General features: G+C 72.3%; 16 protein-coding genes. 11 read left to right on the top strand and 5 right to left on the bottom strand.

From position 1 onward, the window contains the following. Positions 1-86: 86 nt before the first annotated feature. Positions 87-7115 carry a polymorphic toxin-type HINT domain-containing protein gene (locus PUR56_RS03350; RefSeq protein ID WP_329947772.1) on the bottom strand — a complete coding sequence of 2343 codons (7029 nt, stop codon included), beginning with the start codon at positions 7113-7115 and terminating at the stop codon, positions 87-89. Positions 7116-7790: 675 nt separating this feature from the next. On the opposite strand from PUR56_RS03350, the gene PUR56_RS03345 reads away from it, so the two are divergent. After that, positions 7791-11480, top strand: coding sequence for a ricin-type beta-trefoil lectin domain protein (locus PUR56_RS03345; protein ID WP_329947771.1), 3690 nt, complete (start codon positions 7791-7793; stop codon positions 11478-11480). Between the two features lie 504 nt (positions 11481-11984). Here the strand turns inward: PUR56_RS03345 and PUR56_RS03340 are convergent. Then, the gene (locus PUR56_RS03340; protein WP_329947770.1) at positions 11985-12473 is read right to left on the bottom strand and encodes a hypothetical protein; all 489 of its coding nucleotides are present in this window, start codon (positions 12471-12473) and stop codon (positions 11985-11987) included. 156 nt (positions 12474-12629) lie between these two features. Further along, positions 12630-13976: a GH1 family beta-glucosidase gene (locus tag PUR56_RS03335; protein ID WP_329947769.1), complete on the bottom strand. Its 1347-nt coding sequence runs from the start codon at positions 13974-13976 to the stop codon at positions 12630-12632. Positions 13977-14208: 232 nt separating this feature from the next. Between PUR56_RS03335 and bla the strand changes: the two genes are divergently transcribed. Next, positions 14209-15156, top strand: coding sequence for a class A beta-lactamase (gene bla, locus PUR56_RS03330; RefSeq protein ID WP_329947768.1), 948 nt, complete (start codon positions 14209-14211; stop codon positions 15154-15156). Positions 15157-15280: 124 nt separating this feature from the next. After that, positions 15281-16258, top strand: a complete 978-nt coding sequence (locus tag PUR56_RS03325; protein WP_329947767.1) for a hypothetical protein — start codon at positions 15281-15283, stop codon at positions 16256-16258. A 126-nt stretch (positions 16259-16384) separates the two neighbouring features. Here PUR56_RS03325 and PUR56_RS03320 read toward each other — a convergent pair whose 3' ends face one another. Continuing rightward, positions 16385-16780 (bottom strand): STAS domain-containing protein, encoded by a 396-nt coding sequence (locus tag PUR56_RS03320; protein ID WP_329947766.1) that lies wholly within the window; start codon positions 16778-16780, stop codon positions 16385-16387. A gap of 259 nt (positions 16781-17039) precedes the next feature. Here PUR56_RS03320 and PUR56_RS03315 point away from each other — a divergent pair, with 259 nt between their 5' ends. The 3 genes from PUR56_RS03315 to PUR56_RS03305 all read left to right on the top strand — a co-directional run bounded on the left by PUR56_RS03315 (position 17040) and on the right by PUR56_RS03305 (position 18946). Next, positions 17040-17717, top strand: a complete 678-nt coding sequence (locus PUR56_RS03315) for a TetR/AcrR family transcriptional regulator (RefSeq protein ID WP_329885047.1) — start codon at positions 17040-17042, stop codon at positions 17715-17717. Positions 17718-17936: 219 nt separating this feature from the next. Continuing rightward, complete coding sequence (locus tag PUR56_RS03310) at positions 17937-18131, top strand: DUF1918 domain-containing protein (RefSeq protein WP_329885046.1); 195 nt, start codon at positions 17937-17939, stop codon at positions 18129-18131. A gap of 47 nt (positions 18132-18178) precedes the next feature. Next, the gene (locus PUR56_RS03305) at positions 18179-18946 is read left to right on the top strand and encodes a DedA family protein (protein ID WP_329947765.1); all 768 of its coding nucleotides are present in this window, start codon (positions 18179-18181) and stop codon (positions 18944-18946) included. Between the two features lie 270 nt (positions 18947-19216). On the opposite strand, the gene PUR56_RS03300 is transcribed toward PUR56_RS03305, so the two are convergent. Next, complete coding sequence (locus PUR56_RS03300; RefSeq protein ID WP_329947764.1) at positions 19217-19960, bottom strand: PIG-L deacetylase family protein; 744 nt, start codon at positions 19958-19960, stop codon at positions 19217-19219. A gap of 339 nt (positions 19961-20299) precedes the next feature. Between PUR56_RS03300 and PUR56_RS03295 the strand changes: the two genes are divergently transcribed. The 5 genes from PUR56_RS03295 to PUR56_RS03275 all read left to right on the top strand — a co-directional run bounded on the left by PUR56_RS03295 (position 20300) and on the right by PUR56_RS03275 (position 26327). Beyond that, a complete protein-coding gene (locus PUR56_RS03295; protein ID WP_329947763.1) occupies positions 20300-21340 on the top strand; it encodes an MDR family NADP-dependent oxidoreductase in 1041 nt (346 codons plus the stop codon). Between the two features lie 29 nt (positions 21341-21369). Further along, a complete protein-coding gene (locus PUR56_RS03290; RefSeq protein ID WP_329947762.1) occupies positions 21370-21789 on the top strand; it encodes a MerR family transcriptional regulator in 420 nt (139 codons plus the stop codon). A 135-nt stretch (positions 21790-21924) separates the two neighbouring features. Further along, complete coding sequence (locus PUR56_RS03285) at positions 21925-22689, top strand: ArsR/SmtB family transcription factor (RefSeq protein WP_329947761.1); 765 nt, start codon at positions 21925-21927, stop codon at positions 22687-22689. Beyond that, positions 22686-24038: an MFS transporter gene (locus PUR56_RS03280; protein ID WP_329947760.1), complete on the top strand. Its 1353-nt coding sequence runs from the start codon at positions 22686-22688 to the stop codon at positions 24036-24038. The genes PUR56_RS03285 and PUR56_RS03280 overlap by 4 nt, the downstream gene beginning before the upstream one ends. A 162-nt stretch (positions 24039-24200) precedes the next feature. After that, complete coding sequence (locus tag PUR56_RS03275; RefSeq protein ID WP_329947759.1) at positions 24201-26327, top strand: FUSC family protein; 2127 nt, start codon at positions 24201-24203, stop codon at positions 26325-26327. Positions 26328-26339: the final 12 nt, after the last annotated feature.

The raw sequence follows: 26339 nt of genomic DNA, 5'->3' as shown, positions 1-26339 counted from the left end.
AGCGGTGCTGCGGACGAACGCGTGAGGGCGGGATCGCGGATCCCGCCCTCACGCGTCCCTCACTGTCGACTACCCGCCTACGGTTGCTACGGCACCGCGGGGGCGGCGGCAGCCGGGTTCGACAGCCAGGCGCTCAACGAGAAGCCCTTGTTGCCGACCGCCTCCATTCTCAGCTCGTACGGGACCAGGCTGTCCCCGTGGTAGTGCGCGGTGACGGAGTACTGGACCACTTCGCCGTCCTTGACCGCATCGAAGATCGGCTGCTCGATGAGGTCCCGCATCCACGGAGTGTTGACCGGGTCCTGGGTCAGGGTCACCAGGTTCTCCCTCGCGCCCTTGCCGGTACCCCTGCCGCCGAGACGGCCCGCGATGAGGTGACCCCGGGCCTCGTTGTACGTGTTGCCGTTGCCGCTCCAGCCGGACGGCCGCAACGAGCCGGCTTCGCTGCCGACGCCCTTCTGCTGCTCGGCCGGTATGCGGAGCATCCAGCGCTGGATGGACCCGTGGGCGCCCTGGGCACGTCCGTGCTCGTCGAGACCCATGTACCGGATGCTGCCGTCCGCCCCGTACTTGTCGGGCTTGGGGCAGGCGTTGTGCACCAGCAGAGAGGTGCCGCCGGCGCCCACGAAGTACGTGTGCAGGCCGTCGACGGTGAGGTTGTACATGGCCTGCCGGCCGCCCACCCCGGTGACCGCCACGACCGTGGCGTCCTGCCCGTACTCCGTCGTGAGGGTGTGCCCCGTCGGAAGTTCGGCAGCGGGGATCCACCGCTGGACAGTGGCGTCCCAGAAGGGGTGCTCCGCGGTCGTGTGGACGACCTCCTCACCATCGCTGGAGCGGACGGTGACGTCGACGAGGTCGGCGTCGTCGTGGCTCAAGGTGGCGGTGACGGCGCGGCCGTCGCTCTTACCGGTCTGCGGGTCGGTGGCCAGGACCTCGTTGCCCGGTACGACCTCGCTGATGTCCTTCGCGCTACCGTCCGCCATGAGGACCGGCGTCGAGGCCGCGAAGCTGCACGGACCGGACTTCGGCAGGATCTTCGACGCGACCTTGGAGACGAGCTTCCTGACCACACCCGGGTGCTTGGCGACGGTCTCCACACCGCGGACCGCCACTCCGGCCGCCATCGCCGGGGCGACGATGGGCAGCGGCGGGCCGAGGACGGCGACGGTCTGCTGCCCGTACCTGTACCAGTCGCTCTGGGTGCGGGGCCCGTCCAGCGGGCCGGCGATCTCGGAGAAGATGGTGGTGAGGTTGTTCGGGGACTGCGGGTTCTCGCGTTCGTAGCGCAGGTGGTTGGCGGTGTCGTCGTCGCCGGTGAGCCTGGCGAGTCCTTCGGCCATTTCGTTGTAGGTCTTGACCGTCTCGTGCCAGGCGCCGGCCGCGAAGTCCTTGCCCCGGTCGACCCACTTGTCGCAGGTCTTGCAGTTGAAGCCGAGGAAGAGGCCGCTCGGGTCGCTGGCGTTGATGGGGTCGTTGTTGCTGTAGGCGTAGCCGTTCCATTGCTGGGGGTCGCCCGGGTCGATGATGGGGTCGGGGTTGATGAAGCGCCCGCGAAGCGGGTCGTACTGGCGGGCGCCGAGGTTGGTCAGCCCGGTGGCCTCGTCCTTGCTGCCGCCGACGAAGCCCTTGCTGCCAGCCCAGTCGGAGGTCGCGGGCTGGCTGCCGCGCGGGTTGCCGAAGGGGTCGGTGTGGCGACGGGTGACGGTCTGGTTGGCGTCGGTGTTGATCTGGACGCCGTTGGTGCCGTGCGGGTCGGCGGCCTGGACGACGACGTTGCCGCCACCGATGGGCGAGGTGACCCGGGTGTAGGTGAGTCCGCCTCCACCCCCGATGGAGCGGACGTTGCTCAGGGCGCCGGTGGCCGTGTCGAGGGTGAGCTCGTCGGTGGGCAGGTTGAGCGTGGTCCGGCCGGGGTTGCGGCGGATGAGCTGGTTGCCGTCCGCGTCGTAGACGTAGCTCGTGGTTCCGGCCGTGCCGGTCGAGCTGATCGAGTCGAGCTTGCCCTCACGGTTCCAGGCCAGTGTCGCCGTACCACCGGTGTCGGTGATCGCCGTGGGATCGCCCGCGGCGTCGTACTGGTAGCCGACGGCCTTGGTGCCGGTCGGGCCGGTGGCGGTGGAGGTCAGGAGGGCGTGCGGCCCGCCGGTTCCCCCGCCGGTGTTGGCGGCGTTGGTCGGGGTGTTGGTGCTCCTCGCCGCCCCGAAAATCTGGCTGGTGGTGGTGTCGTTGAACGCGTTGCCGGTGATGTCGTGCTGGACCAGTCCGGTCCGGTTGCCGGTCGCGTCGTAGCTGTAGGTGTTCCAGTACGGCGCCGGGCCGCCGACGGTGCGCCCGCCCGGTTCGACGGCGGCGGGGCCGTTCGCGTTGTTGCAGCCGCCGATGCCGGGAACGGTGCTGGAGCCACCGGTGCCGTGGATGACGCCGCTGGAGTCGGTCCAGTCGGCGGTGGTGGAGGTGCCTCCGGTGTCGGTCCAGGCTTCCGTCAGCCGTCCCAGGTGGTCGTAGGTGAAGCACTGGGTGTCGGTCGCGGCGGCGTCCTGGACATCGGTGACGGAGGTGATCCGGCCGGACGGGGTGTAGGTGTAGGTGGTCTGGTCGACGGAGGCGGTCCCGAGCTGCCGGTCCAGGAAGGAGTTGACGACCCGTCCGGTGGCCCAGTCGTACTGCTGGGTGGAGACGACCTGGGTACCGTAGTCGGCGACCGTTGTCCGTACGGGGCGGGCGAGGGCGTCGTAGTCGACCTGGGCGACGACGGCCTGCTCAAGGCTGGCGGAGCCGACGAGCAGGCCGGTGATGGTCCGGCCGTAGGTGATCGACTCCGCCGGGAGTCCGCCCGCGGCGGGGACGGCAGTCTCGGTGACGGCACCCAGGACCGGGCTGTAGCTGTTGGTGGTGGTGTACGTACCGGCGAGCGGACCTTCCGCTGCCGGGATGGTGATGGAGGCGCCGAGCGCCCGGTAGCCGGTGTCGTACCCGGTCACGGCCGTGGTGTAGGCCGCTCCCCCACTGCCCCCGACATAGCGGGTGGAGGAAGCGGGCTGGCCCTTGGCCAGGGAGTCGTAGGTCCACGCCGCCAACTGGTTCGCGGGCGCGACGCTGTCACCGAACGTGCCGGTCTTGCGGCCGAGCAGGTCGTAGGTGAAGGCGAGGGTGTTGCCCTTGGCGTCGACCGTGCGGTCGATGCGCGAGTTGACGTCGTAGAACACCTGGCTCAGGCCGGTGTCCGGGTCCGACGCCGAGACCTTGCGCCCTCGCAGGTCGTACGTGGTGGTCCAGGTGTTGCCGCTGCTGTCGGTACGGGAGGCAGGCTGGCCGGCGGGCGTGTAGGCGTAGGTGGTGACGTCCGCGTCGGCGGGGTTGCCGGTCGCGGTAGGGGTGCGGTACTGCCAGAGGGCGGTGGACCGGCCCCGTGCGTCGGTCACGGACGAGGCCGGCATGCCGCCGCTGGGCGGGACCGTGTCGGTCCGATCGGCACCGGGGTAGGCGGTGGTACCGGCCCACTGGAGGTTGCCGTAGGAGCGGAACTCCGATCGCACGACACGCCCGTTGCCGTCGTAGGTGTTCCACGTCTGACCCGGGATCTGGCCGTCGGCCGCCGGTACGAAGATCGACGTGGTGGGGAAGGACTTCTCCTCGTAGTACGCGGAGGAGGTCTTGATCACCCAGCCGTGCGTGTCGTAGACGGTGTCGGTGATCAGTCGCCCGGTCGGCCGGGCGTCGCTGGTGCGCTGGCTCTGGCGGGCACGGCCCAGGCCGTCGTAGATGTCGACGTTGACCGCGAACGTGGCCGCGTCGTCGTTGAGCGACTCGGAGGTGACGGTGGACGGTCCGGCGGTGCCCCTGAGCGCGTAGGTGAACCTGCGGCTCGGCAGCTGCGAGGTCGGGCGGTCCGGTGCCCAGACGGCGGTGGACCGTCCCAGGGCGTCGTACTGCGCGGTGATGACGCGGCCGTTGGCGTCGGTGCTGGTCAGCGCGGACCCGCGGGCCGGGTCGACCGTGGTGGTGGTCGTCCAGGCGGCGCCCATCGGGCCGGTGGTCTGCACCTGGGTCGGCAGAGCGCCGGTGGCAGGGGTGGCCGTGGTGGTGGTGACCGCCGGGGTGACCGACGGGCCGCTCAGCTGCGTTCCGGCGTTGTCGTAGGTGGAGCCGTCCGTGGTGGCCGTGGTCCGGGTCCGGCCGTAGACGTCGAACGTCGCGCTGCCGCCGTGGACGTAGACGGGATTTCCGGCCTGGTCGAAGCGGTCGAGGATCTGGTTGCCGGTCGGGGCGCCGGTCGGGCCCGCCCGGCCGAAGGGCTTGCCATCGTAGACGGCACGGCCACTGGCCAGGGTGTTGGCCGAGGTGGCCTTGCCGCCGCAGGACCCCTGGAACGTGGTCTGCTCCGAGACGAGCGTGAGCAGCTGCGGATTGTCACTCGCCGCGTAGCCGGTGGTGGTGCAGATCTCGGGGGTGGTGGCGGTGCCGTCGCCCTTGTCGTCGACCTTGACGACGCGGTTGCCGTTGGCCGGCTCGCTGGTGGTGACCGTGGTGGTGGTCCGCCAGCTGCCGTCGGCGAGCCTGGCCTTGCTGACGTTGGTGCTCTCGGAGTCCGGGCGCCAGGCGAGGAGCTGGGGTGCCCCGGCGCTCTGGGCGTGGGTCGCGGACTTCTGCTGCCCGTTGTAGGTGCTTCCGGATACCGCGACGACGCTGCCGCCGGCCTGGTCGAAGGTCTCGGTGGCGACGACGCGGCCGGCGAGCTGGGCGCTGTCGGTCACGGTGCCGCCGAGCGGGCTGTCCACCGGGGGCACGGTGCGCAGGGTCTTGCCGTCGGCGAGGTAGTCGCCGACCATGCCCCGTAGGTAGGTAACCTTCTGCTGGGTCTTGGGTGCCTCGCCGCCGTCGCCGCTGCCGGTCGTGGTGGTCACCGACTGGTAGCCGCGGAACTGGTTCCAGGTCCGGGTCTTGGGGTCGATGAACTCGGCGTCGTTGCGGCGCCAGGCCGCCCCGCCGTTGTAGGTGTACTCGGTCACCCGCGAGACGTTGGGGGAACTGACGAGGTCCTGTTCGACGACGGTCTTGACCAGGGGCTTGTCGAACCAGTCGTTGACCGGGTCGGGCGAGGACTGGCCCGGCAGATACCACTTGACGGGTATGCAGGCCATCGAGTTGTTGTCCTCGGAGGCCGGCATGCGGTTCTCGACCCGGGAGCACGCGGCGTCGGTGTAGACGACGTCGATGCGCCCGCCCATCTCGGTCGTGATGCTCTGGATGCGCGGGCGCATGAACATCTTCTCGGACGGGACGAGGCCGTCGACGCGGTTGGCCCGCATCTTGTACTGGAACTGCACCAGGGGCAGGTTCTTGACCTCGGCCTGACCGTTGCTCGGAACGCGTTGAACCGAGTCGAGCTGCAGCAGACGCTTGGTGCCGTCACCGGGATCGGCGAGCTGCTGGTTGAGGTTCCAGGTGTCGACGGTCCGGTAGGCGGCGTCGACCAGGACCTGCGTGGTGATCGTGGTCAGGCGCTTGGTGGTGAAGAACGTCGGCGCGGAGTTGACGCAGGTGTTGTCGGTGCAGATCAGGTCGATCGGGGTGTCGGGCCAGGCGGCGGCGTTGACCGCGGTGCGCTGCGCCTCGGCGCAGGTGATCGCCCCGTTGGGTGTGCAGCGCTCGGCGACGGCGAACTGGACCCGCGCGGCCGGCTTGGCCTTGCCCTTGGCCGCCTTCTGCTCGTCCAGGCGCTGGCCGTAGGCGATCTCCGTGAGGTACCCGGACCGCTGGTACTCCGTGAGGGCGCCCTTGCCGCCGCTCTGGGCGTTGCCGCGCTTGTACTTGTTGCCTTCGGTGGCGTACTTGTAGGTGATCAGGTTGCCGTGCGGGTCGACCACGTGGTCGACCTGCCAGCGCCATGCCATCTGGCACCACGAGTTCTTGCCGGTGCCGGCGTTGTAGCAGGGGTCGCCGCTGTTGGGCGAGTACACCGGCGCGGTCAGAACGGAGTTCGCGGCCGGGTCGGTCGCGTCACCGCCCGGCAGGTGGTTGAGGCCGAAGTAGTACTGGACACCGTCCGGGGTGGTGATCCGCCAGTACTCCATGCCCTGGTAGGCGATGTCGCCAGTGGCCTTGGGGGCCCCGGTGAGCTGCTCGACCTTGGTGCCGTCGTCGCTCTCCAGGTGCCAGACGCCGGTCGCGTCGTCGCGCACGATCGCACCCGAGTGGCCGCTCAGGGAGAGGGTGGCGTTCTGGCCGCCCCAGCACTCGTCGGGCGAGCCGGTGATACCGGCCTTGTCGCAGGACTTGTAGGACCGCTCGATGAAGCCGGGCTCGTACCCCCAGCCGTCGCCGATCCAGGAGGGCTGCGCGTTCGAGGCCGAGGTCTTGCCGTCGACGTCGGCGGAGTTGTAGCCGAGCGCCACGGACGGGGCGGAGCCGCCGAGAGCGGGCGGCACCTGGATCGGGTAGCCGTAGGTGAAGTTGCCCGAGTTCGACCCGGCGGTCCAAGCAGAGGACGGGGAGAGGGACGTCGCCTTGTAGTCGCCCAGAGCACCCGAGGACGAAGGTGCCGCGGCGAGAACCACCGAGCCGCCGCCGGAGCCGGACGGGGCAGCCGCAGCGAGCGCCCGGGAGGACGTGGACGCCGTGCCGAACGACGCCTTCACCGCGCCGCTGTGCTGCGCAGAGGCCTGCGCGGGCGACAGCGTGACCTCGGCGGTGATCCCGCCGCGGCCGTCGGCCTTCGAGGCGACCGGTGTCTGCGTCCGGCACTCGGGCACGTCCGGGGTGGTGAGGGCACAGGCCGGCAGGGCGACGAGTTCGGCACGCTCGGACCACCCGGCCGCCTGCAGCGCCTTCAGGTCGAGGGTGACGTTCGCCGTGCGCCCCCCGCTCCCGTCGGAACCTGCGTCGCTCAGGGCCACGAGCGGACCGGTGACACCGACGGCCGTGCCCTTGTCCTGCGCGGTGACCTGAACGGCGACCGCACGGGCGCTTTCGTCCGGGTCATTACCGGGCGCGACCCTGACCGCCAGGTTTCCGGCCTTCGTGCCGACCGCCCCGCCGGAGGCGGGCGAGGCACCCCCGGTGGCGGCGCGCGCCGCCGAAGCCTCGGGGCTCTCCGCTCCGAGTGTCACCACTGCGGTGCCGGTCACCAACGGGGCAGCCGGCTCCGGCTTCCACGCGGGCGCCTTGACCGCAGGGGGTGCCGTCGGGCTGACGTCCCGCCCCTTGACCGGAACGGTCTTGTCACCCAGCGGCGTGTTCGGGGGTGTCCAGACCTTCCCCTTCGGAGTGGGATAGGTCCATGCAAGTGCCGGTGGTGCGGTCACTGCAGTCATCGCCAGGGCGACCACTGCCGCTACTACGGGTGACCGCCATCGGCGTCCCGCTGGTCTTCCGGCCCGTATACGGGCAGGCCAAGCCATCGTCAGATCTCCTCATGATTCATTGCCATGACACCGAGGCACACAGCCGCGTCATGGTCGACGTGACGATATGTTCAGGAACTGACACGAAGTGGGCTGCCGGAACATCACGGCCGAGATGTTTATGAAGTCTTGATCTCAAAAACGCCCACACAACGGACATATGACCATAATAATGTCGCCCGTTTGACGTACCCCCAGGTCAGGGCACATCGTTCCCCTCCGAACGGACACAGTAGTGTCGCGCCGACCTGGAGGAAGCGCCGAATCGCCATGGCAGTCGCATCACGTAGAGCTACATCTTCGCCATCTTCTTCATCGAGACACCTGAACCCTCTTCTTCGCCTCACCGCCCTCGCGACCGGCTGTGTCCTGAGCCTGGCAACGTTGTCCGCACCCGCCGCGATGGCTGCGGCTCCGACTCCCGCCGCCGGTTCGCAGCACGGTCCGACGGCCGGCCTGGCCCCGCTCGTCCCCTCGAAGCCGGCTCCGCCGCGCACGGCCGAGCAGCAGGCGACCCTGGACGCGATGACCAAGGCCAGGTCGACCGGCAAGCCCGTCACCGTCGAGGCGCTGACCACCGAGGTCTCGACGACCACCGCCAATCCCAATGGGACGCTGACCACGACCGACAACGCGCAGACCGTACGGACGAAGCGCGCAGGGGCCTGGGCGGACATTGATCCGGCGCTGCGCGCCAATGCCGACGGGAGTCTGAGCCCGGCTGTGTCGACGATCGGGCTGAGGTTCTCCGGCGGCGGCACCGGACCGATGGCCACCGTCACCACCGACGACGGCAGGAGCCTCGCCGTCAAGGCGCCGTTCCCGCTGCCCAAGCCGTCGGTGTCCGGCGCCGACGCCGTGTACACCGATGTCCTTCCCGGTGTCGACCTGCGTCTGAGCGCCCTGCCCCAGGGCGGGTGGCGGGACGTCATCGTCGTGCGCACCAAGGAGGCCGCCGAGAGCCCGGCCCTGAAGTCACTGACCTTCCCGGTGTCCGCACAGGGCCTTTCCGTGTCCGCCGACCAGGCCGGTGGTATCACGGTCGTCGACGACCGGGGCTCCATACGCTTCCGCTCCCCAACACCCCTCCAGTGGGACTCCAGCAAGCCCGCTGCTTCCCCCGCCGCCGCAGAGCGGGCCACGCGGTCCGTCACCCGGGCGGCGCTCGCGGCCGCACCTGCCGGCACGGGCACGGAGGGCGTCACCGGAACCCCGTCGATCGCGGAGGAGCCGGGAGACGGCGCGAACGTCGCCGTGATGGCCACCAAGGTGACGCCTGCGGCGATCGAGCTGACCCCGAACCCGGATGCCCTGGGCTCGGGTGACGGCCCGTGGTACCTCGACCCCTCCCTGGTGGCGGCGACCAGCTCGTCCCAGGGCTCGGTAGAGGTGCAGGAGAACCACAAGGGATCCGAGAACTTCAACAAGAAGTCGAACCTCGCCACCGGCTACTGCGGCTACCGCAGCAGCGACCCGAACCTGGACTGCGGAACTCTCGGCCGCCAGCGCGCCTACTTCCAGTTCGGCATCAACCCGGCCCTCTACACCAAGCCGGGCGGCGCGGACAGCGCCCCGACCATCTACAGCTCCACCCTCAACGCCCAGGTCACCGCCGCCTCCAGCCCCGGGACGGACACGCCCTTCGTGGTGTACTCGGTCCCCGGCCCGATCCACGAGCACACCAGCTGGAACAACCAGCCCTGCGGCACCGACGGCAGGGTCGTCATGCAGAACTGCCCCGCGGCCAGCGACGCACGGTCGCTCACCGGCACCGGCCCGCTCGCCTTCGACGTCACCGACATGATGAAGCAGGCCGTCGGCGGCCAGTGGCCCTGGTGGACCGCGGCCATCGGACCGCAGGGCAGTGAGTTCGAGAAGTTCTACCGGCACCACATCGCCAACAACCCCTCGATCACCACGACCTACGACATCGCCCCGACGATCTGGTACCCGCGCGCCTCCCCCGCGCCCGGGTTCGCCGGTAACAACAGCACCGCCGAGTGCACCAGCGGTGGCACCCGCCCCTGGGACAACCCCGGGTGGGTCGGCAGCAACCAGAACATCTACCTCACCGCCAACAGTTGGTCCCCCGCTGGCCAGCCGCTCTACACCGGCTACCAGATGTGGGACGACAACGACCCCAACTTCAGTGCGGTGCCGGGGTCATGGGGCGGGAGCTACAACGACCCCGGACCCACGGTCGGCGTCGGCTCCCTGTCCGACGGCCACCAATACGGCTGGCTCGCCCGATCCACCGACGAGCTCCTCACCTCGCCCTCCAGCGCCTGGTGCTACTTCCGGGTGGACAGGACCAACCCGCGCGTCAGCATCAGCTCGACGGACTTCCCGCCGTCCGGCACTCCCAACCCCAGCCCGGCGAAGTACATGAACGACTGGGGCAGGTTCTGGATCAACGGTGAGGACCCCGCCCCGGGCGCGGGTCTGCAGGCCTCCGGTATCGCCTGCCTGCGGGTCAGCACCGACCCGACGCCCGTCGTCGGCTGGCGCTGCGGCCAGAACGACACCATCTCGCCCGGGCAGCCCTACGACTTCCAGCCGCGCCGCTGGGGCACCAATTCCCTGTACGCCTGGGCCATGGACAATGCCGGAAACTACAGCCAGCCGGCCGTCTACAACTTCTACGCCCCGTGGAAGCCAGGCACCCAGCCACTGTTCGGCGACGTCACCAACGACCAGCAGCCGGACATAGTCCTCAGTAACACGAACGGCGACCTGAAGATCATCGGCGGCACCGTCGACCCGATGAACTCCCTGGTTGCCCCCGCCGCCGCCGCACCCGGCAACCTCCAGTACGGCGCGACCTGGGCCGACTACCAGATCAGCCACCACGGCGCACTCCTCGCCGGCCAGGCCGTCGACCAGCTCGTCGTCCACTACACGGGGTCCTCGGACGAGTTGAGGAAGGTGCTCTACGTCATCCCCAACGACGGCACCGGACGCTTCGGCCAGACCACCCCGATCGCCCCGACCCGGCCCACCAGCTGCAAGGTCTCCGGCACGAGTACGGCGTGCCCCGGCTACAGCAGCAGCACCGGCTGGAGCAACGTCTCCCAGGTGATCGCCTTCGGCACACCCAAGGGCGAGGCCGTCGGCCCCAAGGTCGGCGACCCGACGAAGACGGTCTTCACCACCCAGACGTCGATCATGACCCTGGAGAACAACGAGCTCTACGTCTTCACCCCCGCCGGAAACCTCCTCACCGGCGCGACCTTGATCCCCACCGTCTCCGGCAGTTGGAGCGACTACGAGCTCCTGAACCCCGGCGCGGCGAACGGAGCCACCACCAACCCCCTCACCAAGGCGAACGCGAACCAGACCACCCTCTGGGCACGCAACCGCACCGACGGCAACATCTACGCCTACCCGCTGGCCTGGAACGCCGACGGCACGGTCGACTATTCGGCTCTCACCAAGCCCGACTCCGGCACCCTGATCCTCTCCGGGTCCGGACTCCTTCCGAGCAGCCACCCGCGCATCGGCGCCGGTGACCTCAACAACGACGGCTACCCCGACCTCTGGGTCGTCGACAACACCAACGCCATCGCCGTCTTCCCCGGCAGGAGCAGCGACGGCACGGCGAACAAGGTCGACGGCTTCGAGAACTGGCAGCTCGTCGGCTACGCCGACTCCAGCGTCTCGGTGCACCCCAACAGCGTGAGCTGGCAGTGCCTGGACGCCGTCGGCGGCCCCCGCGACGGCGCCGAAGCCGCCATCTACAACTGCTGGCAGACCGCCAACCAGCGGTTCAGCTTCGCCACCGACGGCACCATCCGAGCCGGAAGCTACTGCCTCTCCACCAAGGACAACGTCCTCGGCAACGGCACCCCCGTCGTCCTCACGACCTGCACCGGCAAGACCGGCCAGAAGTGGGCCGTGCGACCTGACGGCCGGATCTACCTGCCCGCCACCGTCGACCCCGCCGACAACCCTGCTGGCAAGTGCCTCGAACTCCCGGGCTGGGCCACCGACCAGGGCACCCGCGTCGGGATCTGGGACTGCCCCGGACTGCAGGCCAACCAGCAGTGGACCCTCCAACCGGAACGCAATCCGTAACACTGCCTTGACCATGCAGCAGCAGGGTGGGGAAGCCGAGGGTCGGCTTCCCCACCCTGCTGCCATGGTGACGACGTGTCGACCAGGGCGCATTGCTGCCCCACCACGAACCGGGTTCCGCCAGGCGCTCGTCCCCGACCTGACCATTCACCGGGGCCGAAGCCCAGTCACTTCAGTTCGGGCCCACTCATGATCCACCGCGCAACGGCGCCCACAGCATCGCCTCGCGGCAGCAGTTGCGGCTTCTGATGCATTCCGGGCGCAGACCGAAATTGCGAGATCAGGATCGACCACCGCAAGCCGCACGAGGTGTCCTGGGCCGGGTTCCTGCGTTCCCTCCCTTCCCGAGCGCAGCCCGACCGGCGCCCGGCTGGTCATCGGCGATCACCGCACGAGTCCGGTCAGGACCATCCTCAAGGTCGTGCTCGGCGCTGCCCCTTCGCAATGGACGAAGGCCACGTACCGGTTCTGACAGCCGCCGGAAGGGCATCCGCGGAGCCGAAGTCACTCAGACCAGTTCTCTTCCATCCCCGCCATCCCGCTCACCTCTGCAATTCCCTCCACCGTCGCACGGTCGCCCGCCCGCCGGCCTTCAACGGCGTCGAACCTGTCACGCAGTTGGCACAGGCGGGTCGGGTCGGAGGCGACCTCCGGCGGTACGAGCGACATGGCCCCCTTGACCCACTCACCGTCACCGAGGTCGGCCACTACGCGGTCGGCGCGGTCCTCGTGCCCAGGTGCCAGGGCACCGAGCAGGCCGAGGAGAACGAGCAGTTCGCGCTGCAGCGCAGGTGTGAACAGCTCCCGCTCCTCGTCGTCCAGCTTCACGTCGATCCGCCCACCGCCGAGCTCGACATAGCCGCACAGAAGGTCCCTCAGAAGCTTGAACTGCGGCTCGGGCATCAGGAGCTGGAGCGACTCGAGGTAGAGCCTCAGTCGTAGCGCCTGATCCGACAGGTTCGCATCGCCGTCCCCGTGCTTGCCGTCCGCCACCCGAACCCTCCCTGATGTGTCAGCCGACCGGAGTCACCGCCGCCAGCAGCCACCCGATGGTACGGGGACCCTCAGCCCGTCGAACAGGCCCGCCATGACAGGCAGACGGTAGCCGCCAGTCACGAGATTCACCAACTCGACTATTTCGCAGCATAGTTACCACCCCCGCTTCACATTCCGCGCCCGGTGGACAGCGATCAGGTCGCGGTACCAGGCGTAGGACGCCTTCGGCGTGCGCTGCTGGGTCTCGAAGTCGACGTGGACGAGGCCGAAGCGCTGGTGGTAGCCCTCGGCCCACTCGTAGTTGTCGAGGAGGGACCACGTGTAGTAGCCGCGGACGTCGACGCCCTGGGCGACAGCGGCGGCGAGGGCGTCGAGGTGGCCGGCGAGGTAGTCGATGCGGAAGGTGTCGTCGAGCTCCTCGGTGGTGGAGCAGCCGTTCTCGGTGATGGTGACGGGCGGGAGGGCGGCGCCGTAGCGGTCGCGGAGGCCGGTGAGGAGTTCGCGCAGGCCGTCGGGGACGACGGGCCAGTCGAAGGCGGTGCGGGGGACGCCCTCGATCGGGGCTTCGGCGAAGGGGAGGCCGGGCTCGGTGGGGGCGGCGATGCGGGTGGGGTTGTAGTAGTTGACGCCGAGGCCGTCGAGCGGGGTGGCGGTGATGAGCTTCAGGTCGCCGTCGTGGACGCTGCCGCCGAGGTCGGGGCCGACGCCGTAGGCGGAGAGGTCGGGGTAGCGGCCGAGGAGGAGGGGGTCGGTGAACAGGCGGTTGTGGAGGACGTCGTAGGCCTGTGCGGCGGCGAGGTCGGCGTCGGCGGACGAGGCGGGCCACACGGGGGTGAGGTTGTTGGCGATCAGGACGTCCAGGCCGCGTTCGTGCAGCGCGGCGGCGGCCAGGCCGTGGGCGAGGAGCTGGTGGTGGGCCACCGGCAGGGCGTCGAGCATCAGGGCGCGGCCGGGGGCGTGGATGCCGAGGGCGTAGCCGTAGACCATGTGCACGAAGGGCTCGTTGAGGGTGATCCAGGCGGGGACGCGGTCCCCCAGGCGGTCGGCGACGATCGCGGTGTACTCGGCGAAGCGGTACGCGGTGTCGCGGTTCAGCCAGCCGCCCGCGTCTTCCAGGGTCTGCGGGAGGTCCCAGTGGAAGAGGGTGGGCAGCGGGGTGATGCCGGCGGCGAGCAGGGCGTCCACCAGGCGGTCGTAGAAGTCGAGGCCGGCGGGGTTCACCGCGCCCTCGCCGGTGGGCCGGATGCGGGGCCAGGCGACGGAGAAGCGGTAGCCGTCCAGCCCGAGGCCCTTCATCAGGGCGATGTCCTCGGGGTAGCGGTGGTAGTGGTCGCAGGCCACCGCCCCGGTGTGGCCGTCGCGGACGGTGCTGGGGCGGGCGGCGAACGTGTCCCAGACGGAGGGTCCCCGGCCGTCCTCGTCCACCGCCCCCTCGATCTGGTGGGCGGCGGTGGAGGCTCCCCAGCGGAAGCCCGCCGGGAGGTCGAGTCGGTGCGGCATGGCCGGACTCCCTGCTCACGTGGCGGTGAACGCCCATGGACGAACATGAGGGGTACTCATGTTAGTGGTCGGCGGCCGAAACGCCAGCCGCATCCGACGGGCGGCCGGCGACGTCGGGGGTGGGCGTGCGGCCGGTTGGGGTAGGAGGGGCAGGAAGTGGACGAACCTATCCGACCGCGGAGACGTCCGCCCACTCCGGGGAACGGTCACCGAACAGAGAGAGGACACGGTCGTGGAGACCTTCACAGGGCGCCCGGGCCGTCGCGCAGTGCTGACCCTCGGTGCGGGCGCGGCGCTCACGGCGGCGATGCCGGCGGGCGGGGCGGCGCGCGCCTCGGGCGGCGGCCCGCCGAGGGGCGACGCGGCGATCAGGAGGCTGGCCGACCTCGAACGGCAGCACGACGCTCGCCTGGGCGTGTTCGCGCAGGACACCGTCACCGGCAGGACCGTCGGCTACCGGGCCGACGAGCTCTTCCCGATCTGCTCGGTGCACAAGACGCTCACCGCCGCCGCGATCCTCAGGGACCTCGACCGGGACGGCGAGTTCCTCGCCCGGCGGATCCGGTACACCGCGAAGGACGTCACGGACGCGGGGTACGCCCCGATCACGGGCAGGCCCGAGCACCTCGCGAACGGCATGACCGTCGCGGAGTTGTGTGCCGCCGCCATCGCCCACAGCGACAACGCCGCCGACAACCTCCTGCTCCGCGAGCTCGGCGGACCTTCGGCGATCACTCGCTTCGCCCGGTCCCTCGGCGACGGCGTGACGCGGCTCGACCGGTGGGAGCCCGAGCTGAACTCCGCCGAACCGGGACGGTCGACGGACACCACCAGCCCGGCCGCCATCGGACGCAGCCACCGGGAACTGGTGCTCGGGGACGCCCTCCCCCCGCAGGACCGACGGCGGCTGACCGCGTGGCTGCGCGCCAACACCACCGGCGCCGCCCGCCTCCGCGCCGGACTCCCCGAGGGCTGGTCCCTCGCGGACAAGACCGGCACCGGCGGCTACGGCACCACCAACGACGTGGGCGTCGCCCGGACACCGGACGGGGCGCACGTCGTCCTGGCCGTCCTGTCCACCAAGCGGGACGCCGCCGCGCCGGCGGACGAACCACTGGTCGCGCGGGCCGCCGCCGTACTGGCGGCAGCCCTCCGGAGTCCACGGGAAGCCGTGGCCTGACGCGGCGTCATATTCGTTCCGCGCCACGACCGGAGCCTGCGTCACCCCGGGCCTCAGGAGCCGCACCCGAACCGGTACGTCTGCGCACTCCCGCACGGCGGCGAAGCCCTCTACGCTGTGCGGCATGCCTCTGTTCCGACGGGCCAAGAAGTCCGGCGACCTCGGTAACTCCCCTGTGCCTCCTTGGTGTTCCTGGCTCGGCCCGGCCGAGTGGCAGGCGTTCCAGGACGTACTGGCCGACATCTTCCTCGACGGCAGCGACTCCGGTCCGCCGATGAACTTCGGCGACCGGCAGCACCTGCGGCTCGGCGCAGCCGACGAACCGGGCATCGCGCTCGACCTCGCCGAGATCGCCCGGCTCGTCAGCGACCTGCCCCACGACCAGTGGCGCAGCGCCACCGTCGACTACCTCAACGGGCAGCTCTCCCTACGCGACCGCCGCGAAGCCCTCTACCGGGCGGGCTTCGACGAGGTGCGCCACCTGCTCATGCCCAGGCTGGTCCGCGCCGACACGGTCGGCGACCACCACGGGTTGGCGCTCTCCCTCACCGGCGACCTGGCGGCCGTCCTCGTGCTGCGCTTCGCCGACAACCTGTCGGCCGCGGTGCCCCCGGCCCAGTTCGAGTCCTGGAACCTCGGCGCGGAGGAGGTGTGGGACGCCGCTCTGGGGAACCTGCGCACCCACCCGGTCGACCTCGACGACGACGGCAAGCCGAACCCCATGGTGTCCGTGGAGGGTGAGAGCGGCTTCACCTGCACCCACGTCCTGCGCGCGCCCGAGCTGCTGACCCGGCCCGCGCCCCTCGGCGTCCTCGCCATGGTCCCCCACGAGGAGTTCCTCTTCCTCCAGGCCGTGGACGGCACCGACCTCCGTATCCAGCTGATCGCCTTCTCGATGGTGATCCGGCAGAACTGGGACGGCGCCTCCGCCGAGCACCGGTTGTCCCCGGACATCCTGTGGGTGCACGAAGGCGAGATCGAGACGGTGACCGTCGAACCCGCCCCTCCCGGCAGCAACCAGCCGGGCGTCATCAGCGGCTCCGAGCGCTTCATCGCGCTGCTCTCCTCGATCCACCCGCCGGACCAGTATCCGGCGGCCTGACCGGCCGGCACGGCCACAGTCACCGGCACCGACACCGGCACCGGCCGGGTCCCCACAGCGTGCGCCCGGACAGGCACGGGCACGCGGGGCGCCGGGCGATGGGGACGGCCGCCGTGAAGGTCGGCCCTACGGCGCGCCGAGTCCGGGCACCGCGTGCACGCTGGGCCAGACGGTGAACACCTCGTCGGTGCCGGTGACCGCCAACAGCCGTTGCATCTGCGGGCCGGGCCCGGCGAGGACGAGTCTGGTCCCCGCCTCCTCGGCCTCCTGGCGGATCCGGAGGAGCGCGTTGAGGCAGGCGGAGTCGACGAAGGTGAGCGGGGCGAGGTCGACGACCAGCAGCACCGGACCGGCCGCCACAGCGCTCGACAGCGTCTCGTCGAGCACGTGCCGGCTCTCGTGGTCCACCTCGCCCTCGATCCGGCAGACAAGCGTCTTGACGGCGTGCTCGCTGGTGGTGACCCTCAGGCGCGCGCCACCCGCGCCCCCGGCGTCGGGGTGAGAGGCGGTCGGGCCGGACATCCGGGCTTCCTTCCGGCAGGGGAAGCGGTACGTCTCCGATCATCCCTCCGCCGCCCCCGGACCGGCCACCCCGACGGCGGCGGGGCGGTGGCGGAACGGCGGCCGGCGGTGACGGAACGGCGGCGGGCGGCGCCCGGGAGGGGGGCGGGAGGGGGCGGTACCGGCGCGAAGACGGGCGGCCGAACAGGGTTCCGGGCGCGCGCCCCACGTCCGCGCGGGTGATTGGCCCGACGTGCGCCGGATGCGGCACAGTGGCCCCATGAGCGCGGACACGAGGAGTCACCAGGCCCCCGGGCGGACCGGTGCCGGCCGGCGGCGGCCGGTGCAGCAGCGCAGCCAGGAACGGTACGAGCGGATCCTCGACGCCTGCGCCGCCCTGCTCGACGAGGCCGGTGCCGCCGCGCTCACCACCAAGGAGGTGGCCCAGCGGGCCCAGGTGCCGATCGGCACGCTCTACCAGTTCTTCGCGGGCAAGGAGGACCTGCTGGCCGCGCTGGCCGGCCGGAACCTCGACCACTACCTGCACCGCCTCGACACCCGGCTGCGGTCCGGGACGCCCACCGGGACGGCCGGGTTCACCGACCTGGCGGTCGAGGAGTTCGTCGCGATGAAGCGGAGCGTGCCGGGCTTCGGCCAGGTGGACTTCGGGCTGGCCGGGGCGGCGGGGCCGACCGGCGTCCACGACGACCGGCATCTGCTGGACGCCGAGCTGGACAACAACGGCGCCGTCGCGCTGCGCCTCCAGGCGCTCGGTGGCGAGCTGTTCGCCACGACCGACCCGGCGGCACTGACGCTCGGACTGCGCGTGGCGCTGGAGGCGGCGGACGCGGTGCTCAAGCTGGCCTTCCGCGGCGACCCGGAGGGCGATCCGGCGTTGATCGCCGAGTGCAAGCGGCTGGTCCGCTGCTACCTCGCCGAACACCTCGGCCCGCGCTGAGCGGCCGGTCTCCGGGCCGGACCCGCCGGCGGCGACCGGGGGCACCTCCCGGCAGCGTCTCCCTGCGCCGGCGCCCGGAAGCGGCCCCGGCGTCGGCCCCGGCGTCGGCCCGGAGACGACCCCGGGCCGCGGTGCGCCGTTGCGGGCGGGCCACCCCCGCAGCACAGTGGAAGGCAGAACGGCCGCCCGTGCGGCCACCGCTACCCGAGGAGCAAGACCATGCACGCAGCGGTAGGTGACCAGCTCCACGTCCACAGCCGAGCGGTGGGTATGGTCGACCAGAAGGGCGAGATCGTCGAAGTGCGCGGTCAGGACGGCCAGCCGCCGTACATGGTCCGCTTCGAGGACGGTCACACCGGCCTGATCTACCCCGGCCCCGACTGCAACATCGAACCCCGCAAGGCGATCCACTGATCCCAGCGGCCGCCGCCCCGCGCCGCAGCGGCCCGGGGCGGTGAGCCGTGCCGTTCGCGTTCCCTCCCGCACCGCTCACCGGGGCGGCGACCACGACCGCCCTCGCGGCGGCCGACCCGGCGTTGCCCGGGCCGCTCGCGGCTCTCGCACCGCTGCTGGAGCAGTACGGCTACCCGGCGGTGGCGCTCTTCGTGCTGCTCGACAACTGCGGAATCCCGGCGCCGGGCCAGACCATCCTCGTGCTGGCCTCCGTCTACGCCGGCACCGGGCACCTGAGCTTCGCCGCCGTGGTGGCGATCGCCTTCGCCGCGGCGGTGGTCGGCAACAGCCTGGGTCATCTGATCGGCGCCACCGGCGGACGCGCCTTCGTCCACCGGTGGGGACCGTACGTGCTGCTCACACCGGCGCGGATGGCGCGGGCGGACGGCTTCTTCGCGCGGCACGGCGGCAAGGTGGTCACGGTCGCCCGGTTCATCGACGGGCTGCGGCAGACCAACGGCATCATCGCCGGCACCACCGGGATGCCGTGGCGCCGGTTCCAGCCGTTCAACGTCCTGGGGGCCGCGCTCTGGGTGGGCGTCTGGTCCGCCTTCGGCTACCTGGCCGGCGCCAACATCGGGGCGGTGTACCGGACGGCGGTGCGGTACCAGCTCTGGCTGCTGGCCGGGTTCGGCCTGCTCGTCGCCGCGCTCGTGCTGCACCGGCTGCTCCGTCGACGGGGTCGCCGGGGGCGGAGCGATGACGACGACGCCGACAACGACGGCGGGGGCGATGTCGGCGACGGCTCCGCACACCCCGAACACTCGGAGGACTGACCGGCCGCTCCGCGGCGCGACCGGTCCCGGCGGGCCTTCCCGTCCCGGTTCGGCCGATTCGGTCTCATTCGGACTCGCCCGGCCCTGATCCGACCGAATGCCGCTCCGAAAGCGAAACGTTCGGGGGGTCGGGAAATCCGGCGGCCGGGGAATCCGGGGGTCCGATATCGAGGATTCCGGAGAGGACGCCCCCGTATCCGCCCGACCCGCCGGCAGCGGTGTTCCTCCTCTTGAGGAAGGAGGAACACCACTGCTCGCCCTTCCGTCCGCCTAACGCAGCGGGAAGACCTCGAACGCGACGGCGAACCGGGTGCCCAGCCGGGTGCCGGCCGACCGCCCGAGACTCTCCAGGAATCCGCGCGCGTCGGCCATCGCGCCGCCCAGCCCGGCCAGGTACGCCTTGTGCGCCTCCAGCGAGGCGACGCCGGCGTCGAAGTGGTCGGTGGTGTCGACCGCGTGCCGCGAGTCCGGGGAGGCCACCGCCCAGACCTGGCGGACGCCCTCCCAGGGCTCGTGGCCCTCGGCGGTCAGCTCACGGAAGACCCACCGGTTGCCCGCGTCCCGCACCCCGTCCAGGGTGGCCCGGCCGACGGCGACGTGGTCGGCCTGGTTGAGGAAGACGCCGCCGTACGTCTCGCGGAAGTTGCTGGTGATGACGATGTCGGGGCGGTGGCGGCGGACGGCGCGGGCGATGTCGCGGCGCAGCGGCACCCCGTACTCGATCACGCCGTCCCGGTGGCCGAGGAACTCGACGGTGTCGACGCCGACCAGGGCGGCGGAGGCGATCTGCTCGGCCTCGCGCAGCGGGCCGCACCGTTCGGGCTCCAGGGTGTCGATCCCGGCCTCGCCGCTGGTGACCATGACGTAGACGACCTTCTTGCCCTGCGCCGTCCAGCGGGCGACGGCGGCGGCGCCGCCGTACTCCATGTCGTCGGGGTGGGCGACGACGACCAGGGCGGTCTGCCAGTCCTCGACGACGGGCTCGAAGGGCTCGGGTGCCTGCTGCTCGCTCATGGTGGGTGCTGCCTCTCCGTGGTGCAGGTGTGCGCAGGGATGCGTCCGGTGCGGTCGTACGGTCGCACCGGAGGCGACTCTAGAAGATCATCGGACCGCCCGGTGGGCGATGACGGCCTCCACGGAGTGGCGGCGCACGGAGTGGCGGCGCACGGACGGCCGGTGACAGGACGGCCGGTGACGGAGCGACAGCGGACGAGGCCGTCACCGGTGTCGAGGACGACGCGACGGAGAGGGACGGCACGACGGCCTTGCCCCTGACCCGCGCGTCAGGGGTTACCGTCCCCGCATCTCCGCGGCGGACCGACCGCCGCGCGCCGTCCCGTTTCGGAGTCCGCCATGTCCCTCCCCCTGCCCACCACCGCACGCGAGGTCCGGCTCGTCGCCGCGCCCTCCGGCCTCCCCCGCCCCGAGCACTTCGCGCTGGCCGAGACGCCGCTGGCCGCCCCCGGCCCCGGCCAGGTGCTGGTGCGCAACCGGGCCTTCCTGGTCTTCCCCGGCCTGCGCACCCTGATCGGCGGCGAGCTGACGGACACTCCGCTGCCGTCGATCGGGCCGGGTCAGGCGTTGTTCGGTCCGGCGCTGGCCGAGGTCCTGGCCGTGGGCCCGGACCGGCCGGCGGACGAGGCGCTCCGCCCGGGCGACCTGGTCACCCACCTCCAGGGCTGGCGGGACCACGCGGTGGGCGACGCGGCCTCGTTCACCCGTGTGGACGGCGCCGTCCCGGACCCGCTCGCACTGCTCTCCCCCGCGTCCGCCGGGTACGGCGCGCTGACCCGCTCGGCCGAGGTCCGCGCGGGGGACGTCGTGCTGGTCACGGGCGCGGCGGGAGCGGTCGGCACGGTGGCGGGGCAGGTGGCCCGGCTGCTGGGGGCCGCACGGGTGATCGGCACCACCGGTTCGGCCGCCAAGGCGAAGCGGCTGACCGAGGAGCTCGGCTACGACGCCGTCCTGGTCCGCGGCGCCGGGCCGTTCGCCGAACAGTTGGCGGCGGCCGCACCGGAGGGGATCGACGTGCTGCTCGACCTGGTCGGCGGCGAGCAGCTCACGGCCGCCGTCGACGCGGCCCGGCCGGGGGCGCGGTTCGCGCTGGTCGGGGCGCTCTCCGGGCAGATGGCGCCGGACCGCCGCGGCGGCAGCTCGCCGGCCGTGGTCGACAGCTTCCGTCTGCTGTCCCAGGGCGTCACCGTGCACGGGTTCGCCGGGCTGCAGCACCCGGACCTGGAGGCGGAGTGGCGGCAGCGGCTGGGGGGATGGCTGCGGGCCGGCCAGCTCGTCGTGCCCACCACGGTCGTGTCGGGCATCGAACAGGCGCCGTCGGCGTTGCCCCGACTGATCGACGGTGACGGCATCTTCGGCGCGACGATCGTCGAAGTGTAGCCATGGCGTGAGCGGGAGGACGGACGCGCATGAGGATCGGTGACGCCGCGGCGGCGGCGGGCACGACGCCCAGGGCCCTGCGGTTCTACGAACAGCGGGGGCTGCTGCCGCCGCCCGCGCGGACGGCGTCCGGCCAGCGGAGGTACGGGCCGGAGGAGGTGGCCCGGGTGCGGGTGATCCGCGAGCTGCTGGCGCTCGGCCTGACCGTCGAGGACGTGGCCCGCAAGGCTCACCGGCTTGCCTTGCTCACCGAGGACCCGCCGCGCGGCTGCCCGTCAACCGGCGACCGCGGGCCGGACACCTTCACCCCGGTGGTGCAGCAGCGGCTGGCCGCGCTGGACGCCGAGATCCGCCGTCTGACCCGGCTGCGCGACAGCCTGGCCCGGCATGCGAGGACGCGCGGCGCGGCTGAGCCGACGCCGGGTCAGGAGGCGGACGGCGCAGCGTAGGGGCGGCGGACGGGGCGCCGGGGGGGTGATCTCCGGGCCCCGCCCCAGGGCCCGCCCGGAGCGTCCGCTCAACTTACAGAGACTTCTCTGCAGACACCTCTATGCAGAGAAGTCTCTGCATCTTAGGATTCCGGCATGCCCACCGAGCGGTCCGGCGATCCCGGCTCCCCCGATGCCCGTCCCCCGGCCCCGTCACGACCCGCGGCAACCCCCTCAGCCCCTGCGGCCCCGCGCCCGCACCGCCGCCTCGACGCCCGCAGCCTGCGCGGACTGGCCCACCCGCTGCGGATGCGGATCTTCGAGCTGCTGAACCTCGACGGCCCCGCCACCGCCACCCTGCTCGCCGAGCGGCTCGGCGAGAACACCGGGACGGTCAGCTGGCACCTGCGCCACCTCGCCGAGCACGGGTTCATCGAGGAGGAGACCGGCCGCGGCACCAAGCGCGAACGGTGGTGGCGGCGGGTCCCCGTCCCCAACCGGCTCGACACCGCCGACTTCCGCGACGACCCGGAGAGCCACGGCCCGCTCTCCGTCTACCTCCAGGGGGTGGTCCGGCGCCTCTTCGACCGGGTCGACGAGTACATCTCCGAGGACTGGCCGGACGAGTGGCGCAACGTCGGCAGCATCTCCGACTGGAGCCACCTGCGCCTCGATCCGGCCCGACTCAAGTCGCTCAACGAGGAGTTGGCCGCCGTCGTCGAACGGTACGCCCCCGACCCGGACGCCGCACCCGACCCGGAGGCGCTGCCCGTCGTCGTCCAGCTCCAGTCCTTCCCCCGCCGTCCGCACGAGGCCGTCGGCGCCGGAGCTGCCGCCGGACCGACCGCCGCCGGACCGACCGCCCTCGGACCTGCCGGCGCCGAGGACGGCCCGCGCGACGGGCAGGAGGAAACCCGATGAGCGGCGCCCGCGGCGGACTCCTCCGCCGGCACCGCGACTTCCGGCTGCTCTGGTGCGGCGAGACCGCGGGCAAGTTCGGTGCCTCGGTGACCGGCGTGGCCATGCCGCTGATCGCCGTCACCGAACTGCACGCCTCCACCTTCGAGATCGGCCTGCTCAGCGCGGCCGCCTGGGCGCCCTGGCTGGTGATCGGCCTGCCGGCCGGGGTCTGGGTCGACCGGTTACCGCGCCGCCCCGTCATGCTGACCGCCGCGGCCGTCTCGCTGCTCCTGTTCGCGGCCGTCCCGGTCGCCGGGTGGTTCGACCTGCTGAGCACCGGCCTGCTGCTCGCCGTCGCGTTGCTCACCGGCACCGCGGCCGTCTTCTTCCAGACCGCCTACACCGCCTACCTGCCCGACCTGCTCGCCCCCGAGGACCAACCCGAGGGCAACGCGAAGCTCCACGGCAGCGCCTCCGCCGCGCAGATCGTCGGCCTGGGCTCCGGCGGCCTGATCGCCCAGCTGGCGGGCGCCGCCAACGGCATGCTCGCCAACGCCGCGACCTTCCTCGTCTCGCTGCTCTGCCTGGGCCGGATCCGGCACCGCGAGACGCCGGCGGCGCGGACCACCGACCGCGCGCTCGGCCGCGAGGTCGCCGTGGGAATGCGGCTGCTCGCCGGGGACCGCTGGCTGCGCGCCCTGGCCCTGTTCGGCGCCTCCTCCAACCTGGCGCTGATGGGGTACCAGTCGATCCAGGTGGCCTTCCTGGTGCGCGAGGTCGGGCTCGACGCCGGCACGGTGGGCGGCCTCGTCGCCGCCGCCGGGAGCGGGGGCGTCGCCGGGGCGTTCGCCGCCCGCCGGGTCGCCGCCCGGACGGGCACCGCCCGGGCGATGGTCCTCTTCGAACTCGGCCTGCCCGTGCTCGCCCTGCTCATCCCCCTCACCAGCGGCGGCGCGGGCGTCCTCTGCTACGCCGTGGGCGGGTTCAGCGTCTCGGCCGGGGTGGTGGCCGGGAACGTCATCAAGTCCGGCTTCCAACAGAGTTACTGCCCGCCCGAGCTGCTCGGCCGGCTCACCGCCAGCACCGCCGTCCTCAACTTCGGCACCATCCCGCTCGGCGCCGTCCTCGCCGGCGTCCTCGGCACCACCCTCGGGCTGCGCCCGGCGATGTGGATCGCCACGGCCGGGGTGCCCCTGGCGGCGCTGATCCTGCTCCTGTCACCCGTCGGCCGCGTCCGCGACCTCCCCACCGGGCGCCGGACCGCCGACGGGGCGACCGCACGGCCGGGGGCCGCGGTCGGGGCCGCCGAGGAACCCGGCCGGCCCGCGCACCCGGCCCCGCCCGCCCGGCCCACCCGTACGGCGAACTGACCGTTCGTCCCACCCACCGGCCGGGGCCGGACGCCGGGCCGGACCACAGGCCGGGCGCCGGGCCGGGGGACAGGCCGGAGGCCGGGCCGGACGCCGGGCCGGACCACAGGCCCCGGTCACGCCCACCGGGCCCCGTCCGCCGACGGGCCGTAGGTTGGCTCCATGGCACGGCGCACCAGGGCCGCCCGGCTCACCCCTCCCAGCTGGCTGACCGCGGGACTGCGCCCGCACCCCGCACCCGTGCCCTGGGCGGCGGTGGCCCGCGCCTCGGTCGCGCTCTCCGCCCCGCTCGCCGTCGGCTTCGCGACCGACCGGCCCGAGTACGGCGCGCTGGTCTCGATGGGCGCGCTGTCCGCCGTCATCGGCGACACCGCCGACGCCTACCGGATGCGGGTCTTCAACATCGCCGTGCCGCAGCTCTTCGGCGCGGTCGGGGTGACGCTCGGCACCCTGGTGTACGGCGAGGGCTGGCCGGCGGTCGTGGTGCTGACCGTGGTCGCGCTGGTCTCCGGGATGATCTCCTCGATCGGCGCGGTCGCCTCCGTCTCCGGGCTGCTGCTCCTGCTCAACGCGGTCGTCGGGGCCGGCCTGCCGATGCCGCAGCCCTGGTGGAAGGCCCCGCTGCTGCTGAGTCTCGGCGGGCTGGTGGTGCTGGTCCTCACGCTGTTCGCCTGGCCGCTGCGCGGCGGCGTGCCGGAGCGGGAGGCCGTGGCCGGCACGTACCGGACCGTCGCCGGCTTCCTGCGCGCCGCCGGCACACCGGCGCACGACGAGCGGCGGCAGGCCGTCACCCAGTCGCTCAACGGCTCGTACGACCTGCTGCTCGCCCACCGCACCCGCCGGCACGGCCGCTCCCCCGGGCTGGCCCGGCTGGTCGCGCGGCTCAACGCGGTGATCCCGATCGTGGAGGCGGCCTCCGCCGCCAAGCTCCGCCCGACCCGGCTCGGCCCGCTGCCGGAGGCGTACCCGGCGGCGGTCCTGACCCTGGCCGACGCGATCGGACAGGGCTCCGCCGCCGTGCCGGCCGACCTCGGTCTGCCACCGCCGACCGGGCCGTCGGAGCGGGCCCTCGACCAGGCGCTCCGGTACGCGGCGGCCGTCGTCGCCGAACCCGTGCCCGACCCGCGCGGCCCGCACCGCTCCACCCCGCACGGACCGCACCACGCCGCACCCCAGCACGCCGCACCCCACCACGCCGCACCCCACCACGCCGCGCCACCCGCACCCGACCCGTCCGACGCGGTCCACCCGCCCGACCCGCTCGGCCGGCCGGCCGGCCCGCGGGTACGACTCCGGCGCACGGCCCGGGCGGCCCTGCTCTCCGGTGCGTCCTGGCGGTACGGGCTGCGGCTGGCCCTCTGCATCGGCCTCGCCCAGGCGGTGGTCTCGGTCCTGCCCGTACCGCGCTCGTACTGGGTCGCGCTGACCGTCACCTTCGTCCTCAAACCCGACTTCGGCTCGGTGTTCTCGCGGGCCGTGCTCCGCGCGCTCGGTACCGCCGCCGGGCTGCTGATCGCCGCCCCGGTACTCGCCGAGGTGCCCATCGGCTGGTGGGACGTGCCCACCATGGCGCTGCTGGCGACGCTGATCCCGGCCGTCTCCGCGAAGGGCTACGCGTTCCAGACGGCGGCCATCACCCCGGTGATCCTGCTCCTCTCCGACCTGCTGAACCACCAGGGCTTCCGGCTGGTCCTGCCCAGGCTGTACGACTCGCTGATCGGCTGCGCGATCGTCCTGGTGGCGGGCTACCTGTGCTGGCCCGAGTCCTGGCACACCCGGATCGGCGACCGGCTGGCCGACGCGGTCGGGGACACCGCCGCGTACGTGGCTATGGCGTTCGCCGCCGGGCCCGGCCGGGACCAGACGTCCCGGCTGCGCCACCGGCGGCGGCTCTACCGGGACCTCTCGGCGGTGCGCTCCGAGTTCCAGCGCGCGCTCACCGAACCGCCGCCCACGGCGACGCGGGCGGCGGCCTGGTGGCCGCTGGTGATCGCCGTGGAGCGGGTCGTGGAGGCCACCACCGCGACCCGGGTCCGGGTCGAGCACGGCGAACCGGCACCGCCGTCGGCCGGGGTCGGCGCGATCACCCGCGACCTGGACGCGCTCGCCACCGCCCTGCGGACCGGCACCGCGCTGCCCGGGAGCACCGGTCCGGCCGACAGGTCCGAGCCTCCCGGATCGTCCGGGCCGCCCGAGGACGCGGCACCGCAGGATGCGGACGACGTGCTCGGCCCGCTGCGCCGCGAGGTCCTGGCGGCCTGCGCGATCGCCTCTCCCGTACTGCGCTGAACACCCGCCCGC

This window comes from Streptomyces sp. BE303 (assembly GCF_036290945.1).
Taxonomy (GTDB): Bacteria; Actinomycetota; Actinomycetes; order Streptomycetales; family Streptomycetaceae; genus Kitasatospora.
This window is presented reverse-complemented; position numbering and strand designations above follow the sequence as displayed.